This window comes from Paenibacillus ihbetae (assembly GCF_002741055.1).
Classification (GTDB): domain Bacteria; phylum Bacillota; class Bacilli; order Paenibacillales; family Paenibacillaceae; genus Paenibacillus_AQ; species Paenibacillus_AQ ihbetae.
Map to the genome: position 1 here is coordinate 5,256,693 of NZ_CP016809.1, position 13,911 is coordinate 5,270,603.

A 13,911-nucleotide genomic window follows, 5' to 3' on the forward strand; every position below is an offset into this window, starting at 1 on the left:
GCAAGCTTGAATATGGCATCATTTCAGTATTTTAAAATGACAGAGCAATACGCCTCATTAATCGCCGAATGGACATATGAAGAGCCTTACTCGCTATACAGTATGGAGGGAGGTTTTGACGATATATCTGAGCTTATGAATGGCGACTACTACTATGCATTAGATGACACACATGAATTAGTAGGATATATATGCACTGGAAACTCGGCACGTGTACCGGGAGGTTACCTAATTGGCATCTATAATGACGAGCAATACATCGATTTGGGCCTAGGTCTAAAACCGGAACTGACGGGGAAGGGATACGGTGAGAAATTCTTAATGAGCAGTCTTCAATTTATCAAAGAAGAATATGATAAATCGGATGTCCAATTAGTTGTAGCAGCGTTCAATGAACGAGCCATTAAAGTGTATGAACGTGTTGGGTTTATTAAAGGACAGTTATTCAAGAGTAAGGTTTCGGGTCAGGAAATTGATTTTCTGGTGATGAACTATTCGACGGAATTCTCGCCAAACATGCTCGAAAAAGCATAATTAGTGTTTACACAGGCCAAAAAGCTGTACGTTATGGTTCATGAATATGAGTGACTGTTGTAGGAGCTGTTTTAATGAACTTCAAAACTAAATTCGTTTTAATAGGAATTGTACTATTAGCCATTCTAGTAAGCGGATGTTCAGGTCAACAAGAAGATTAAGAAGAGTTCTTTCAAAAGTTTTCGGGTGAATTACTAAGCGTGGTTAATCAAGAAAACAACAAGGCATCTAAAGAGAGCGGCGTCACCCACACCGTTACCCTCGTAAATGCGTCTCCTACTCCAAAAGACTATTTTGATGAATATAAGCAATCGAACCGAACGACCGTAGAAATAATAAGTATCACTAAAAGGACCAGAATTTTTCGTATGGTAGATGGTGACCGTAAACAATTAATCGATGCAGGAGAGTTGGAAGGCAATATTGGAAACAAGATAGAGTTCTGGGTTCAACCTATCAAAGGCCACCTGCATGAGTTGGAAGCCATTGACATCACAGTGTTAGACTCGAATTAAATGTAAGCTACAAAAGTAGAGCAGGCGATTAGTTATATATATCATGGGAGGGATTCCAACGATGCATTCTATTTTCAAGCCATTGACGGAACATATCCATTTTACAGGGGATTTGAAGACAGATATTCAGCAATTCCTTACACTCAATCAGTGTTCAGAAACCGCTAAGCATTGTTTGGATGTCGGGGCAGAGTCAAGGAGGCTTGCTGTAATGTTTAATGCCGATCCCGTCGCGGCTGAGACGGCAGGTTGGTTACATGACATTAGCGTAGTTTTTCCGAACCATGCCAGAATCGATGCAGCAAGACAATTATCCATTGACGTATTACCTGAAGAAGAAAAATATCCAATGATAATTCACCAGAAAATCTCGAAGGTAATGGCGGAGCAAATCTTTCATATTACAGATGAAGGCATATTAAATGCAGTTGGCTGCCATACCACATTGAGATCCAATTCGACGTTGCTTGACCAGGTTTTGTTTGTCGCCGACAAGATCTCCTGGGATCAGAAAGGAACGCCTCCTTATCTAATTGAACTGAAAAAGAATTTACAGGAATCCCTAACACACGGCGCATTTACATATATCAATTACTTATGGGAACGAAAAGAAACCTTGAAGGTGATTCATCCTTGGCTGGCAGATGCGTATGAGGAATTAAGAGTTAACGTCCAATTGGTGTAGCTGGCTCGATGAATGGGAAAACAATCTTTACCAAAACGATCCTAAGGAGCTAGTGATTATACGAAGACTCTTAGTCCGGTGAAAAAACAAATTGGAGCGGTATTTGTCATTGTTCATAATATGCCTAGAGCGGTTAAATGGTATCGGGAAATCCTAGGGTTACCCAAAGCTGAAGAGTATACCCGAAACACAGCTCCTGATGCGAAAACGATCTATTCGATTCCATTAGGAAATACGAGCCTGTTGCTCGACAGCATACATCGGGATGAGATCAAGCCAAGCGAAAATCATCTATTCTTCTTCGATACGGATGATATTGAAGCAACATATGAGTTTATGAAATCCATTAAAGTAGATATTGTATCGCCTATTGAAGGAGTTAATGGTCCAAGGTTCTTTGCGGTGAATGATAGTGAAGGAAATCGGATTATGCTTTGTGAAGAACAATAAAATGAGTGACTTAACGGCTTACTGAAGTGAATAAACGAGGTCCAATGAAGTAAAAAAAAGGGTGGGGAATCGCATGATCCTTGAAGTGGCTATATTAAACGTAAAACCAGGACTTAGCGCGGATTTCGAAGCAGATTTTAGGAAAGCATCAACCATTATTTCTAGTATGAAGGGCTATATCCATCACGAGCTTCAAAAATGCCTGGAAGTGGAGAACAAATATATATTACTCGTTAGATGGGAGTCCTTGGAGGATCATACCGTTGGTTTTAGAGAGTCGCAGGAATATCAACAATGGAAAGCACTGCTGCACCATTACTATGATCCCTTCCCGGTCGTTGAGCATTACGAGGATATACAATTGTAATAAATGATTGATCAGGTAAAAGGTCCGGTTGAATAACGCGATTAGGAGAGAGGTCCTTCCATGAAAGTAGTCGAGCTTGATGAAAAAAAGCTGGTTGGAATACGGGTAGTCTGTCCTGGTGATCAATATGCCAATGAAATCCCCAAAGCTTCTGTCATGCTCAGGTACAGGCTGGGCGAAATCCAAAAAGTTATCCATCCGGCGAGACTTGTAGGGGCTTTTATTGTTGGAGATTACTCCGAAGAGGAAGATGGTTATTGGGTATGTGTCGAGGTAAGTGAAATTAATGAGATCCCTGAAGGCATGGTTTCTTTAGTGGTCCCCAAACAAAAATATGCTGTTATCACTCATAAAGGACCCAATCATCAAATCAGAAGCACCTATGAGCAGCTGCATCGATGGATCGATGATCATCAATTCGAGCGGATTCATCGGGCATGGCATCTGGAGATATCAGATGAATGGGGGCATGACGGGATCAATGATATTAAAGTTGATTTATATGACACCATTAAATAATGCAGGATGATGAAGGTTAGATTCCAGGCACTGATGTGTTCAAAAGCAATCCGATTTATATGGCCTTGGTCTGCTCCTGCAGCCGGACGATAAGAGAGGGGGGGAATGATGAGAATCGCCTTAGTGTTATTTAACGGCGTTACATTTCTAGACTTTGTTGGATTCTATGACGTGATTTTTCGTCTTAATCAGTTTGATTCGTCCCAAGGAACAACGTGGGATATTTGCGGTTTGACCGAGGAGGTTACGGATGAACTTGGAATGACGGTAAAGGTGAATGTCATCAGGCCTGATTTATCCCAATATGATTTCGTATTCCTTCCGGGAGGAAAGGGAACCAGAAAGCTCATACATGACAAGGATTTCATGGATTGGATCAAGACCGCCGAATCCGTTGAGTACAAAGTCTCGGTATGCACCGGATCCTTGTTGTGGGGGGCAGCAGGGTTCTTGAAGAATAAGAAAGCCACCACCCATCCTAATGTTTATGGCCTACTGGAACCTTACTGCTTGGAAGTAGTCAAGTCCCGGATTGTGAAGGATGGTAAAGTTATAACAGCAGGAGGCGTAGCGACATCTATCGATTTAGGGGTCTATGTCATTGAATTATTCGCTGGAACGGAAGCTGCGGATTTGGTAAAGAAGCAGATTGACTATCCTTATTCGGCCGTTGGCATCGTTGAAGTGGAGGCTGGGACATGAATCTTGCCAATAAAATAACGTTATTAAGGATTGGCTTGATCCCCCTGTTCTTCTTGGCCTGCCAGCCGTATCCCTCCTGGTTGGTGAATCAATCCATAGTCTTTCAATATTTGAACGAGTATGGGGTTTACTGGGCTGTATCGATTTTTATTATGGCATCGGTTACGGATAAATTAGACGGGTATATTGCCCGCAAATATAACCAGATTACGAATCTGGGCAAATTATTGGATCCACTCGCAGATAAGCTATTAGTTTCAGCTGCCTTGGTCGTAATGGTCGCACAAAGTTTGATCCCGGCATGGATTGCCTTGGTTATTATCGGGCGAGAGGTTTTTGTTTCAGGGCTTCGCATCATGGCTGCTGCGAAAGGAATCGTGCTTGCCGCTGATCAGCATGGGAAACTCAAGCTAACCCTTCAAGTTATCGGAATTGCAGCTGTGCTCCTAAGGAATTATCCATTTACATACATCACAAGCTTTAGAGTTGATTATACAATGTTGTTCATGGCGGTCATCTTAACCGTTTATTCAGGATATCTGTACATGAGAAATAATTATAAGGCATTAAAGCTGGAGCTCTAAGGAAGGTGCCCAATGGGGGCTCCGCCTCCGCCACAGAACGAAACATTTTCCAAATGTTATTTGATAGGGGAAGGGGATATTCTTATGGGGGACGTTCAAATTCAATCGCTCATTGAAAATTATTTGGATGCTTATAACTCCTTTGATATTGAAGGAATGATCAGGCTCCTGCATGATGACATTGAATTTCGAAATGTACATAACGGTGTAGTAGATACGGAAACGAAAGGGATCGAGCATTTCCGTGCCTTAGCTGAACAGTCGCTGACGATATTCTCACAAAGATGCCAGACTATGAAGAAGATCACGATTACTGGTGATAAGGCTGAGATTGAGGTGGATTACGAAGGGGTATTGGCTGTGGATCTGCCGAATGGGATGAAAGCCGGGGAATCTTTAAAACTTACAGGAAGATCGATATTTCTTGTGCAAGATGACAAGCTAAGGGTCATTGAAGATTATAGTTAGACCGCAATGCAGCGGAACAAGCGGGACGCGATGATTAGCAGGATCCATGCTCCCCCAATCTCTTTTTCAAAGGGTTACATATAAAATAAAGGGGGCGGAGATCGTGAATGGTAAGCCTCAGCTCGTATTAGATTTAGCGGGTGTATTGGTGAGCAATTTTTCATCGACTTTTTGGCTTGCAATATGCGGAGAGTCTGGACTTTCATTTCAGCGTATTCGAGAGCAATTTGACGAAGTGCGAAAAGATCTTTGGACCGGGAAGCTCAGGGAGGACGATTTTTGGATTTGGTTATGCAACCGCATCAAATGGGTGAATAGAGAAGAGGCCCGGAAGCTGCTGATTCAGTCACTGGAGCCGCTTCCTGCCATTCACTCCTTAGGGCAGTGGAGCCAAATCGCTGATATTCATGTTTTAAGCAATCATTGTAAGGAATGGCTGGAGCCGGTTCTTGACCAAATCGAGCCTTATACCAAAAGCATCACCATTTCTAATCAGGTGGGCTTATCCAAGCCAGACATCCAAATATATCACCATGTCGCAGAATGTTTTGATGATTATGGCGCCGCCCATCCCATAAGTTCTTTATATCGATGATCAAGAAAAGAATCTGATCCCCGCTATAAAGCTCGGCTGGAACACTCTACTTGCCGACAATAAGCATCAATGGCTCCATCAAGTAGAGCCGATCCTTTCTGGAATACGCTGCGAGAAGTAGAAGGCAAGGAGGCAGAAGATCATGAAGATTTCCGTGTTAAATGGAGCGGATGCTCCCTCATATCAAGAGGTTCGACTAGACGGGCTAAGAAGGGATCCCCATGCGTTTGGCTCCACCTACGATCGGGAAGTGAAGTTCTCTCTGGAAACGGTATCGGAAAGAATACAGCCGAGTCGGGATAAATTTGTTTTAGGGGCTTTTGAGGAGGATGGATCACTAGTTGGAATCGTAACCTTTATGCGCGAGAGCGGAATCAAGACTTTACACAAGGGCAATGTATTTGGAATGTATGTGATTCCCGAGAAGAGGGGAATGGGAGTCGGAAGAAAACTGATGGAGGAATTGATTCGAAGAGCCAGAGAGGTCGAAGGGGTCGAACAGATTAATTTAACGGTCGTTTCCGAAAATCATCCTGCTAAGCAATTATATCAGTCCATCGGATTTCAAACGTTTGGATTAGAGCGAAATGCCCTTAAGTTCGAAGGCCAATCCTTTGATGAGGAGTGGATGGTACTTAGACTGTAGGATCCTTCGATCATGAAGCAGGAGTTATTTGCTTAATAGAGGGAGTAGAACGCCCCGATTTATCTTCTTTTTTGTGAGAAATCCATTTTCCGCTGGCTCCTCTGGATGTATAATCACGGAAGAAGCTCTAACCACAACCACCTCAGCCCAAAATAAGAGCATCTAAGGACGGGGTGGTTTAGCAATAGTCGGAATACTAATAGATTCTCACCAAGGAGTGATAGGGATGAACAAACAGCTGGTCCAACTATATGATTACAACGTATGGGCGAACGAACGGGTGATGGATCATCTTGACACGCTGCCAGGCGAAGTCTTCTTAAGGGAAGTCGATTTGGGATTTAAGTCCATTGCCGAAGTGATTAGTCACGTTGTCTCTGCGGATAACATATGGTTTAACAGAATCAAAGAAGAACAGGACTCGATCCCCGCAAAGAAAGTATTTACGGATCTTAAGGAAGCGCGTCAGGAGATGGACGAATTACAGTCGCAAATCCGCGATTACGTATCCTCGCTGAGCGATACGGAGAAGAAAGTCTCGTATACGATGGCAAGTGGACGGCAAATGGAAAATTCAATCGCCGAGATCCTTCAACAAGTCGTGAATCACGGAACCTATCACCGAGGCAATATAACGACCATGCTCCGGTCCTTCGGTTATCAGGGGGTAATGACGGATTACATTGCCTTTTTAATGAAGTAAGGCGTAACGAAGAGAGGAGTTAAAGGTAGATGCGGAGCATAAAGCCGGGACGAGGGCCGTCAGCCATGGGAGCGGCTGGAAGCGTTGTTGTTGGACTGTTCGGCGTGTTCTGGACGATCTCGGCGGCGAATATGGGAGCTCCTGTGTTTATGGTCATATTCGGAATCGTTTTTGTCGGAATCGCGATTGTCCAAGGGATATTTCATTATAAAAATGCGACGGGCGCTAACCGCATGTCGGTGTACGATATTACGGACAACAAACCAGATCCCTTCGATCGATATGTTGGTCAAGATTCGAGGCAGGATCATAAGGGCGACTTGCCGGTTCCCCAAGGTGATTTCAACTTTTGTCCTTATTGCGGAAGATCCATCGACAATGATTTGTACCAATATTGTCCGAAGTGCGGAAATGAGATTGAAGCAGGATGAGGCATCTTTCGCTGTTCATTCCCGTCTCATTCAATACGACATAAAGGGGCTAACCGCCATAGCGGTTAGCCCTTGTTTTTGTATCTGAGCAGCCATTGTATCAATCACTGCCCTATTCCTTCAGCGAGCCGATCAGCAGGCCTTTGATGAAATACCGCTGCAGGAACGGATAGAACAGCACGACCGGACCGATGGTTAGAATAGCGGTAGCCATCTTGACCGATTCCTGCGGCAGCGTCTGGGTGCCGAGAATGGCACCGCTGCTCTGCATCTGCTGGATCATGCTGATTTCCGAGTTCAGTTTAAACAGCAGGTACTGAAGCGGGTAGAGCTTCTCATTATCCACGAGCATGATGGCGTTAAACCAGTTGTTCCAGTAGGCGATGCCGTAGAACAGCGTAATCGTCGCAAGGACGGGCATGCACAGCGGAAAGAATATCCGGAATGCGATATAAAAATCGCTGGCGCCGTCGATCTTCGCAGCCTCCGTGAGGGATGCCGGAATCTGGGACATATAATTGCGCACAAGAAACAGGTTGAACGGATTGAATACCAGCGATGGAATGATCAGCGCCCAGATCGTGTTGTTCAATCCAAGATTAAGGTTAATGAGGTACCAAGGGACAAGCCCTGTGTTAAACACCATCGTGATGAAAAAGAACAATCCGAGCCGGTTGCGGTAACGGATGTGCTTGGCGGCAAGCGTGTATCCGGCCATGGACGTGATCGTTACGGCCAGGATGGTGCCGACCACGGTGACGAAGATCGAGATCATATAGCTCCGGTACAGCGGTGTGCTGCCGAACAGGAGCAATTTGTAGGCATCGAGCGACAGCTCGGTCGGAAACAGCTGGTAGCCGAATTGTTTAATGCTGGCTTCATCGGTGAAGGACACCATGAGCACGAGCAGCATCGGCAAGATGCACAGGATGGAGATGATGCCGATCAGAACGGCGTTTACGGTGTTGAACAATTTAGGACTGGACGTCATCGGTTTTCGCTCCTTTCCGAACGGTTCCGGCTCGTATTAGAACAACGCATGGTCCGGATTCACCTTCTTCACGATTTTGTTGCTGCCCCACACGAGGATGAAGCCGACCACAGACTGGTACAGGCCGACAGCCATCGCCTGTGCCGGGTTCCCGATGGTGCGAAGGGAACGGAAAACGTACGTGTCGATGACATCGACGGTCGGATACAGGAGGCCGTTGTCCTTCACGATGGCATAAATCATATCGAAGCTGCCGTACATAATTTTGCCGAGCGCCAGCAGCGTCAGAATGGACACGGTCGGCAGCATGAGCGGAATGGTGATATGACGGATGAGCTGCCAGCGGGTAGCGCCGTCGATCCGTCCTGCTTCGTAATAGCTGTCGTCGATGCCCGTGATGGCGGCCAGATAGATAACGAGGTTCATCCCGAGGTCCTTCCAGACCGCCGCGATCGTGAGGATCCATGTCCAATATTGGGGCGATGCATACCAGTTGACCGGATCAACGTGGAAGAACGCCAGGATCCGGTTCAGGATGCCGTAGTCCGTCGACAGCAGGCTGTAAATAATGTAGCTGACAATGACCCAGGACAAGAAATGCGGGAACAAAATCGTGGACTGCGTCACCCTGGAGAACCAGCGGCTGCGAAGCTCGTTGAATAGGATAGCCAGCGCCATAGCGGCAATGGTGCCGACGATAATGAACAAGAAGTTGAGCTTCAGGGTGTTGAAGGTGACTTCCCATGCCCGGGGCGACGAGAAGAAGAACTTGAAATTGTCAAAGCCGACCCAGTCCGAGTTGAAGAGCCCGGTCTTGAAGTTGAATTTCTGAAACGCGATAAGCATGTACGGGAGCGTGAAATAGCCGAAGACCAGCGTATAGATGGCGGCCGGTACGATGAGCAGGTACGCGGAGCCGTTCGAGCGGATTTCACGCAGAAAGCCGGAGCGGCTTTTTTTCATAGGAGGCACGTCCTTTCGTTTATGATAGGGCTGCAAGCGTCAGCTGTTCTGTTTCGAGTGTAAAGAGAGTTGCCGTGACCCGTAAACTATGAAAATGGGGTTTGAGCGGAATGGAAGGCAGGAAGCGGACTTTAAAAACGGGAAAAAACTTCGAATTTTCGTATTCAGGTCTGCGCCTCCAGATTGAAAGAATAGCGGTAAAAGCCTGATTTTATAAGGGATTTGAGCGGGTGAGCCCATGATGGAGGGGAAAGCTTTGAAATACAAGAATGCGTTTTCATATTGATGTATGCACGCTGCAAATGTAAGATGAGAGTAAAATACGGATCCGAGCCCAGAGATCCGGTGGGTTGATTGCTTCATTAATCTAACATGGATATTACATATAATGACAGCGATTGGGTTGGATATCAGATGGAAGTCCATGCTTCATAAAAGACAAATGGCAAGGGGGGAGAATATGATCCGGCAGCGATTGTTCCGTTATGCAGTGTACCGCAACATGTTTCTCAGTTTTGTTTTGCTTACGGCAGCTATGATTGCGCTTGTAACCGTCGTCCTGTTTACGATGTTCTCCTGGAGCACCGCGAAGGAGGTAGGAAAAATCTCCGAGTCCATGCTGAAGCAGAACAGCGCCGTATCCAGCGTCATCCGCGATCAGATTTATAATGTCGGCAACCTGCTGCTCAGCGACAAGGAGATCGTGAACGCTCTGTTGGATAAAAAAGCCGATCCGCTCAAGCAGTACGGCGTGTTCGTCACGCTGAACCGAATTCAGTCCACGTACCCGTTCATTCATTCCATCGGAATCTATAACGGCTCGAATAATACGTATCTCAACACGAAAGGGATTACCAAAGAGCAGGAGAAGGAGCTGCTTGAGAAGATCAACAGCAAGAATACGACGTACTTTCACCTCTTCCCGCGCAGGATATCGGTCGCCAGTTCGCCAAGCCGAAGCGAAGACGTGCTGACCTTTGTTCTCCTTCCGAGCTACTATTCGCCGCTCAGCTCCAAAGGCGCCATCGTGATCAACATGAGCACCTCCACCATACAGGAGCTCATTGGCGGATACCGGAACGAAGCGGTGGATTCGCTGTATGTTATTGATGATCAAGGAACGATCATTACCCATTCGGACCGGGCCCGCTTCATGGAGGATATTTCGCAGGAATCGTATGTGCAGTCCATTCTGTCCTCCACTTCGGAAAGCGGCTATTTCACCCGCTCCATCGACGGCAGCAAAAGCATCGTTACCTACGTCAAATCGAAGGATATGAATTGGACGTTTATCAGCGTGAGCCAATATCAAAATCTGCTGTTCAACATGCAGACCTTGCGAACGACGGCGTTGATCCTTGCGTTGGCCTGCTTTGTCGTCAGCATTTTCCTGTCGATCTGGCTGACCCATCACGCGTACAATCCGATTCGCCACCTGCTGGAGAAGATGATCCCCCTTCCGAAAATGAAGGAAAACCGCCGTCAAATCAACGAATTCGCTATCCTCGATACGACCTACGCAGAGATGACGGTACGAATGCGGTCGATGGAATCGGAAGCTTCGGTCGCCCGAGAGGCCCAGGTGCTGCAGCTGCTCAGCGGCGGCGATGAGACGGCATTCCGGCGATTGGCCAGGGACGGCAATGGGCCGTATTTCCTGGCGGCGGCCCTCCTTCTTGATAGCCAAGACGGCTCGCCCGGCGGTGAGGACGGGAAGCTGCAGTCGTATTCCTGCGCCGCCGTCGCCCGGGCTGCCCAGCAGATGCTGGAGCCGGAGGGAGCGTGGGTGGCCGCGGTCGGGGAAGGCGTCGTAGCGGTTATTCTGCCGATCAAGCAGAACCGGCCGCCGATCCGGGTAACCGGCATGCTGGAGGAGCTGCAGGGCGAAATGCTCCGTACGCTCCGCGTATCCGTCACGGTAGGAATCGGAACGGCCGCGCAGACGTACGAGGAGCTGCGTGAGTCGTTCGATTACGCGCAATCCTGCTTCCGGCAGCGGTTTTTCGAAGGCAAGGGCAGGCTGTTCCATTGCGATCCGGTCGTCGCCGCGGAGAAGGAGCGGTCCGATGCGCAGTATCCGGACAAGCGGGAGAAGCGGATCATCGAGGCCATCAAGCTTCAGCAGCGGGACAAGCTGGAGAAGGAAATCGACCTGTGGATCAAGGAGATCCGGGATTACAACTATCACGAAGTAATGTTTTTCATGAATCAGTTCATCGGCGGTCTATACAAGCAGCTCAATGTCCACACGGTGAAGAGCCGGGAGAGTGCGGAGCTGTTCCTTGGCTTCACGCGGCGCATTACCCGTTTCCAGACGCTGCAGGAAACCGCGGATGCCTTGAAGGAGCTCGCCCTGCGGCTTTGCAGCCTGTCCGAGGAGTCGGGCGCGGTGCGGCATGCCGAGGTCGTGGACTTCATTCAGATGTACGTGCGCAAGCACTATGCAAGGCCGGATATGTCGCTCGAGCAGGTGGCGGGCGAGGTCAAGCTGTCCCGAAGTTATGTCGGCAAGCTGTTCAAGGCGCATTGCGAGCTGTCGTTCAACGATTACTTGAATGCCGTCCGCCTGGAGAAAGCCAGAGAGCTTCTCGTGAGCACCGAGGAGTCGGTGCAATCGATCAGCGAGAAGGTGGGCATTTTGAATACGACCTACTTCTATACGCTGTTTAAAAAGCATTACCAAATCTCGCCCGCGCAGTTCCGAAGCCAGCATGCGATTGAGACGAAAAAAGCGCAGTGACGGATCGCGTATATAGTGCATTTTCAAAAATTGAAGTTCTGGTGGCTTCCTGACCTGGTTCATGATGGATAGAGGACTTATTGGACAGCCTCTTCAAGCGTTTTAAAATGGCGAAATCGATCATTTTGAAGTATACGCAGTCGCCGATGTCTCCTTAAGATAGGAACCGTACCGCAAGACCAAACCAAATGAAGTCAGGGGGAGACAGGCATGAAAAAAAGGAAAGCGCTAGCAATGTGGTTGGCCGCGATGTTCATCATTTCCGTGATCGCGGGCTGCTCCGGCGGAGGAGATGCCGGCGGGGAGAAGGGCTCCGCAAGCGGGGAGAGCAGCGGAGAGAAGAAGCTGCCCGTCCGGTACTTGCTCCCGGGCACCGCGCCGCAGGATTTGGATACCGCGGTTAAAGCGATTAACGAGAAGCTTGAGGCCGACGGTCTGAACCTTACGTATGAACCGACGTACATCGCCTGGGACGTATGGGATCAGAAGACCAACCTCATGATGTCCACAGGCGAAGAATTCGAGCTGATCGCCATCATGCACGATACGAAAGGGCCGACCGTGCTTGCCGGGACGGGCGGGATCATTCCGATCGACGATCTCCTGAACCAATACGGCACCGAGCTGAAAGCCTCCATGCCGGACTGGATCTGGGAATCCGCGAAAATCGACGGCAAGATCACCTACGTGCCGAACTTCTGGGCGGACACCGCTTATAATGACGGCATGTTCACGATCCGGACCGATTTGCTTGAGGCCAATGGCCTGACGCCGCCGAAATCGCCGGAGGAGCTGCTCGATGCGGCAGAGACTCTGCAGAAGAACTGGCCGCAGGACAACAAGAACGTATATATCAAAATGCTGGAGGAGCCTGCCTACTTCCTGCACACGACCTACGACACCTATCCGTTTACGGTGGCCGACAACATGATCTACATCGACCAGCAAGGGAACGTGAAGTCCTGGCTTGAGACCGAGGAGTTCAAAAAAGACGTGCAGTACATGAACGAAGCCTATGCGCGCGGACTGATCATGAGCGATCTGTTGACGACGCCTACGGAAGTCATCAACCAGGAAGAGCTGGCCGGACGTTATCTGTACCGTCCGGGGGATGTCGGCTTGAGCGACGCCATCCTTCAAACCTTCCCGGATGCCAAGCTGGATATTTACTATCTGGCTGACCAGCCGAAGTTCAGATCGTATGCGATCCGGAACTCGAACGGGGTATCGGCAACGTCTCCGCACCCGGAAGCCGCCATTCAGTTCCTCAATTGGGTATACAGCAGCCAAGAGAACATGGATCTCGTGCAGAGCGGCGTGAAGGACGTGCATTGGAAGGATACCGGCAAGAATACCAAGGATTATCTCGCCAAGAACGAGAACGGTTCTCCGACGTATGAGCTGCCTTACTGGCTGCTTGGTCACGTCGAGATGAACCGGTATCCGACGAATACCGACCCTGCGCGTCTGGAACGCCGTACAACCATCGCGGACGATGCCGTGAACAGTATTACGATCGGCTTCACCTTTGATCCAACGAATGTCGCCTCCCAGTACGCCAACTGCATTGCCGAGTTGAAGACGAGCGTCTATCCGGTCATGCACGGGGTCGTGAAATACGAGGACGGTTACGACAAAATGCTTGCTTCCATGAAGGCTGCGGGTCTTGACGAGGTCGTGGCGGAATACAAGCGGCAATTCGATGAATGGAGAGCGAGTCAGCAATAATCGCTCCTCACCCGGGGTGCGATGCATCCATCAGGAACAGGGCAATCCCTCGCCCGGCTTCAGCCGGACGAGGGATTTTTTTGGGTTGGTGCGAATCATGAAGCAGGCTGCCTGGAAATGAGACTTCAATCGATCGATATTGACCAATTTCGAAGTTTTCCCTCAAAAGTAAAGTGTTCAAGACAGGCCTCTACGGGATAGAGTAAAGGGCATACCAAGCCTCTTTTCGAGGCGACCCCATCATAATCGCGGTTGACCTGCCTAGCGGCGGATCAGCCTTAAGGAGGACA

Annotated in this window: 17 protein-coding genes; 15 read left to right on the forward strand and 2 right to left on the reverse strand. The window is 48.4% G+C overall.

Features of this window, described 5'->3' with window-relative positions; genetic code table 11:
• Positions 1 to 12 precede the first annotated feature (12 nt).
• The 13 genes from BBD41_RS23580 to BBD41_RS23640 all read left to right on the forward strand — a co-directional run bounded on the left by BBD41_RS23580 (position 13) and on the right by BBD41_RS23640 (position 7,199).
• Complete coding sequence (locus BBD41_RS23580) at positions 13 to 534, forward strand: GNAT family N-acetyltransferase (protein ID WP_099478939.1); 522 nt, start codon at positions 13 to 15, stop codon at positions 532 to 534.
• Between the two features lie 200 nt (positions 535 to 734).
• Positions 735 to 1,049: a hypothetical protein gene (locus BBD41_RS23585; protein WP_099478941.1), complete on the forward strand. Its 315-nt coding sequence runs from the start codon at positions 735 to 737 to the stop codon at positions 1,047 to 1,049.
• A gap of 61 nt (positions 1,050 to 1,110) precedes the next feature.
• A complete protein-coding gene (yqeK, locus tag BBD41_RS23590) occupies positions 1,111 to 1,734 on the forward strand; it encodes a bis(5'-nucleosyl)-tetraphosphatase (symmetrical) YqeK (protein ID WP_099478943.1) in 624 nt (207 codons plus the stop codon).
• Positions 1,735 to 1,812: 78 nt separating this feature from the next.
• The gene (locus BBD41_RS23595; protein ID WP_099478945.1) at positions 1,813 to 2,184 is read left to right on the forward strand and encodes a VOC family protein; all 372 of its coding nucleotides are present in this window, start codon (positions 1,813 to 1,815) and stop codon (positions 2,182 to 2,184) included.
• A 73-nt stretch (positions 2,185 to 2,257) separates the two neighbouring features.
• Entirely contained in the window at positions 2,258 to 2,551 is a 294-nt protein-coding gene (locus BBD41_RS23600) for an antibiotic biosynthesis monooxygenase family protein (RefSeq protein WP_099478947.1), read from the forward strand.
• Between the two features lie 60 nt (positions 2,552 to 2,611).
• Complete coding sequence (locus BBD41_RS23605) at positions 2,612 to 3,070, forward strand: GyrI-like domain-containing protein (protein ID WP_099478949.1); 459 nt, start codon at positions 2,612 to 2,614, stop codon at positions 3,068 to 3,070.
• 108 nt (positions 3,071 to 3,178) lie between these two features.
• A complete protein-coding gene (locus tag BBD41_RS23610; protein ID WP_099478951.1) occupies positions 3,179 to 3,772 on the forward strand; it encodes a DJ-1/PfpI family protein in 594 nt (197 codons plus the stop codon).
• Positions 3,769 to 4,356: a CDP-diacylglycerol--glycerol-3-phosphate 3-phosphatidyltransferase gene (pgsA, locus tag BBD41_RS23615; RefSeq protein WP_099478953.1), complete on the forward strand. Its 588-nt coding sequence runs from the start codon at positions 3,769 to 3,771 to the stop codon at positions 4,354 to 4,356. Before BBD41_RS23610 ends, pgsA begins: the two co-directional genes overlap by 4 nt.
• Before the next feature lie 84 nt (positions 4,357 to 4,440).
• Positions 4,441 to 4,824, forward strand: coding sequence for a nuclear transport factor 2 family protein (locus tag BBD41_RS23620; protein ID WP_099480762.1), 384 nt, complete (start codon positions 4,441 to 4,443; stop codon positions 4,822 to 4,824).
• Positions 4,825 to 4,927: 103 nt separating this feature from the next.
• Positions 4,928 to 5,419, forward strand: a complete 492-nt coding sequence (locus BBD41_RS23625; RefSeq protein WP_237086889.1) for an HAD family hydrolase — start codon at positions 4,928 to 4,930, stop codon at positions 5,417 to 5,419.
• Between the two features lie 142 nt (positions 5,420 to 5,561).
• Positions 5,562 to 6,065 carry a GNAT family N-acetyltransferase gene (locus BBD41_RS23630; RefSeq protein WP_099478955.1) on the forward strand — a complete coding sequence of 168 codons (504 nt, stop codon included), beginning with the start codon at positions 5,562 to 5,564 and terminating at the stop codon, positions 6,063 to 6,065.
• Positions 6,066 to 6,291: 226 nt separating this feature from the next.
• Entirely contained in the window at positions 6,292 to 6,768 is a 477-nt protein-coding gene (locus tag BBD41_RS23635) for a DinB family protein (RefSeq protein ID WP_099478957.1), read from the forward strand.
• A 29-nt stretch (positions 6,769 to 6,797) separates the two neighbouring features.
• A complete protein-coding gene (locus tag BBD41_RS23640; RefSeq protein WP_099478959.1) occupies positions 6,798 to 7,199 on the forward strand; it encodes a zinc ribbon domain-containing protein in 402 nt (133 codons plus the stop codon).
• A gap of 112 nt (positions 7,200 to 7,311) precedes the next feature.
• On the opposite strand, the gene BBD41_RS23645 is transcribed toward BBD41_RS23640, so the two are convergent.
• Positions 7,312 to 8,190 carry a carbohydrate ABC transporter permease gene (locus tag BBD41_RS23645; RefSeq protein ID WP_099478961.1) on the reverse strand — a complete coding sequence of 293 codons (879 nt, stop codon included), beginning with the start codon at positions 8,188 to 8,190 and terminating at the stop codon, positions 7,312 to 7,314.
• A gap of 36 nt (positions 8,191 to 8,226) precedes the next feature.
• A complete protein-coding gene (locus BBD41_RS23650) occupies positions 8,227 to 9,153 on the reverse strand; it encodes an ABC transporter permease (RefSeq protein ID WP_099478963.1) in 927 nt (308 codons plus the stop codon).
• Positions 9,154 to 9,613: 460 nt separating this feature from the next.
• On the opposite strand from BBD41_RS23650, the gene BBD41_RS23655 reads away from it, so the two are divergent.
• Positions 9,614 to 11,893 carry a helix-turn-helix domain-containing protein gene (locus BBD41_RS23655; RefSeq protein WP_099478965.1) on the forward strand — a complete coding sequence of 760 codons (2,280 nt, stop codon included), beginning with the start codon at positions 9,614 to 9,616 and terminating at the stop codon, positions 11,891 to 11,893.
• Positions 11,894 to 12,103: 210 nt separating this feature from the next.
• Positions 12,104 to 13,621, forward strand: a complete 1,518-nt coding sequence (locus tag BBD41_RS23660) for an extracellular solute-binding protein (RefSeq protein WP_099478967.1) — start codon at positions 12,104 to 12,106, stop codon at positions 13,619 to 13,621.
• Positions 13,622 to 13,911: the final 290 nt, after the last annotated feature.

Bases quoted from the DNA above. Each gene is read 5' to 3' on its own strand.
- BBD41_RS23635 (WP_099478957.1), top strand. From the start codon at position 6,292: ATGAACAAACAGCTGGTCCAACTATATGATTACAACGTATGGGCGAAC.
- BBD41_RS23580 (WP_099478939.1), top strand. From the start codon at position 13: ATGGCATCATTTCAGTATTTTAAAATGACAGAGCAATACGCCTCATTA.
- pgsA (WP_099478953.1), top strand. From the start codon at position 3,769: ATGAATCTTGCCAATAAAATAACGTTATTAAGGATTGGCTTGATCCCC.
- BBD41_RS23630 (WP_099478955.1), top strand. From the start codon at position 5,562: ATGAAGATTTCCGTGTTAAATGGAGCGGATGCTCCCTCATATCAAGAG.
- BBD41_RS23620 (WP_099480762.1), top strand. From the start codon at position 4,441: ATGGGGGACGTTCAAATTCAATCGCTCATTGAAAATTATTTGGATGCT.
- BBD41_RS23645 (WP_099478961.1), bottom strand. From the start codon at position 8,190: ATGACGTCCAGTCCTAAATTGTTCAACACCGTAAACGCCGTTCTGATC.
- BBD41_RS23655 (WP_099478965.1), top strand. From the start codon at position 9,614: ATGATCCGGCAGCGATTGTTCCGTTATGCAGTGTACCGCAACATGTTT.
- BBD41_RS23650 (WP_099478963.1), bottom strand. From the start codon at position 9,153: ATGAAAAAAAGCCGCTCCGGCTTTCTGCGTGAAATCCGCTCGAACGGC.
- BBD41_RS23640 (WP_099478959.1), top strand. From the start codon at position 6,798: ATGCGGAGCATAAAGCCGGGACGAGGGCCGTCAGCCATGGGAGCGGCT.
- BBD41_RS23610 (WP_099478951.1), top strand. From the start codon at position 3,179: ATGAGAATCGCCTTAGTGTTATTTAACGGCGTTACATTTCTAGACTTT.
- BBD41_RS23660 (WP_099478967.1), top strand. From the start codon at position 12,104: ATGAAAAAAAGGAAAGCGCTAGCAATGTGGTTGGCCGCGATGTTCATC.
- BBD41_RS23605 (WP_099478949.1), top strand. From the start codon at position 2,612: ATGAAAGTAGTCGAGCTTGATGAAAAAAAGCTGGTTGGAATACGGGTA.
- BBD41_RS23600 (WP_099478947.1), top strand. From the start codon at position 2,258: ATGATCCTTGAAGTGGCTATATTAAACGTAAAACCAGGACTTAGCGCG.
- yqeK (WP_099478943.1), top strand. From the start codon at position 1,111: ATGCATTCTATTTTCAAGCCATTGACGGAACATATCCATTTTACAGGG.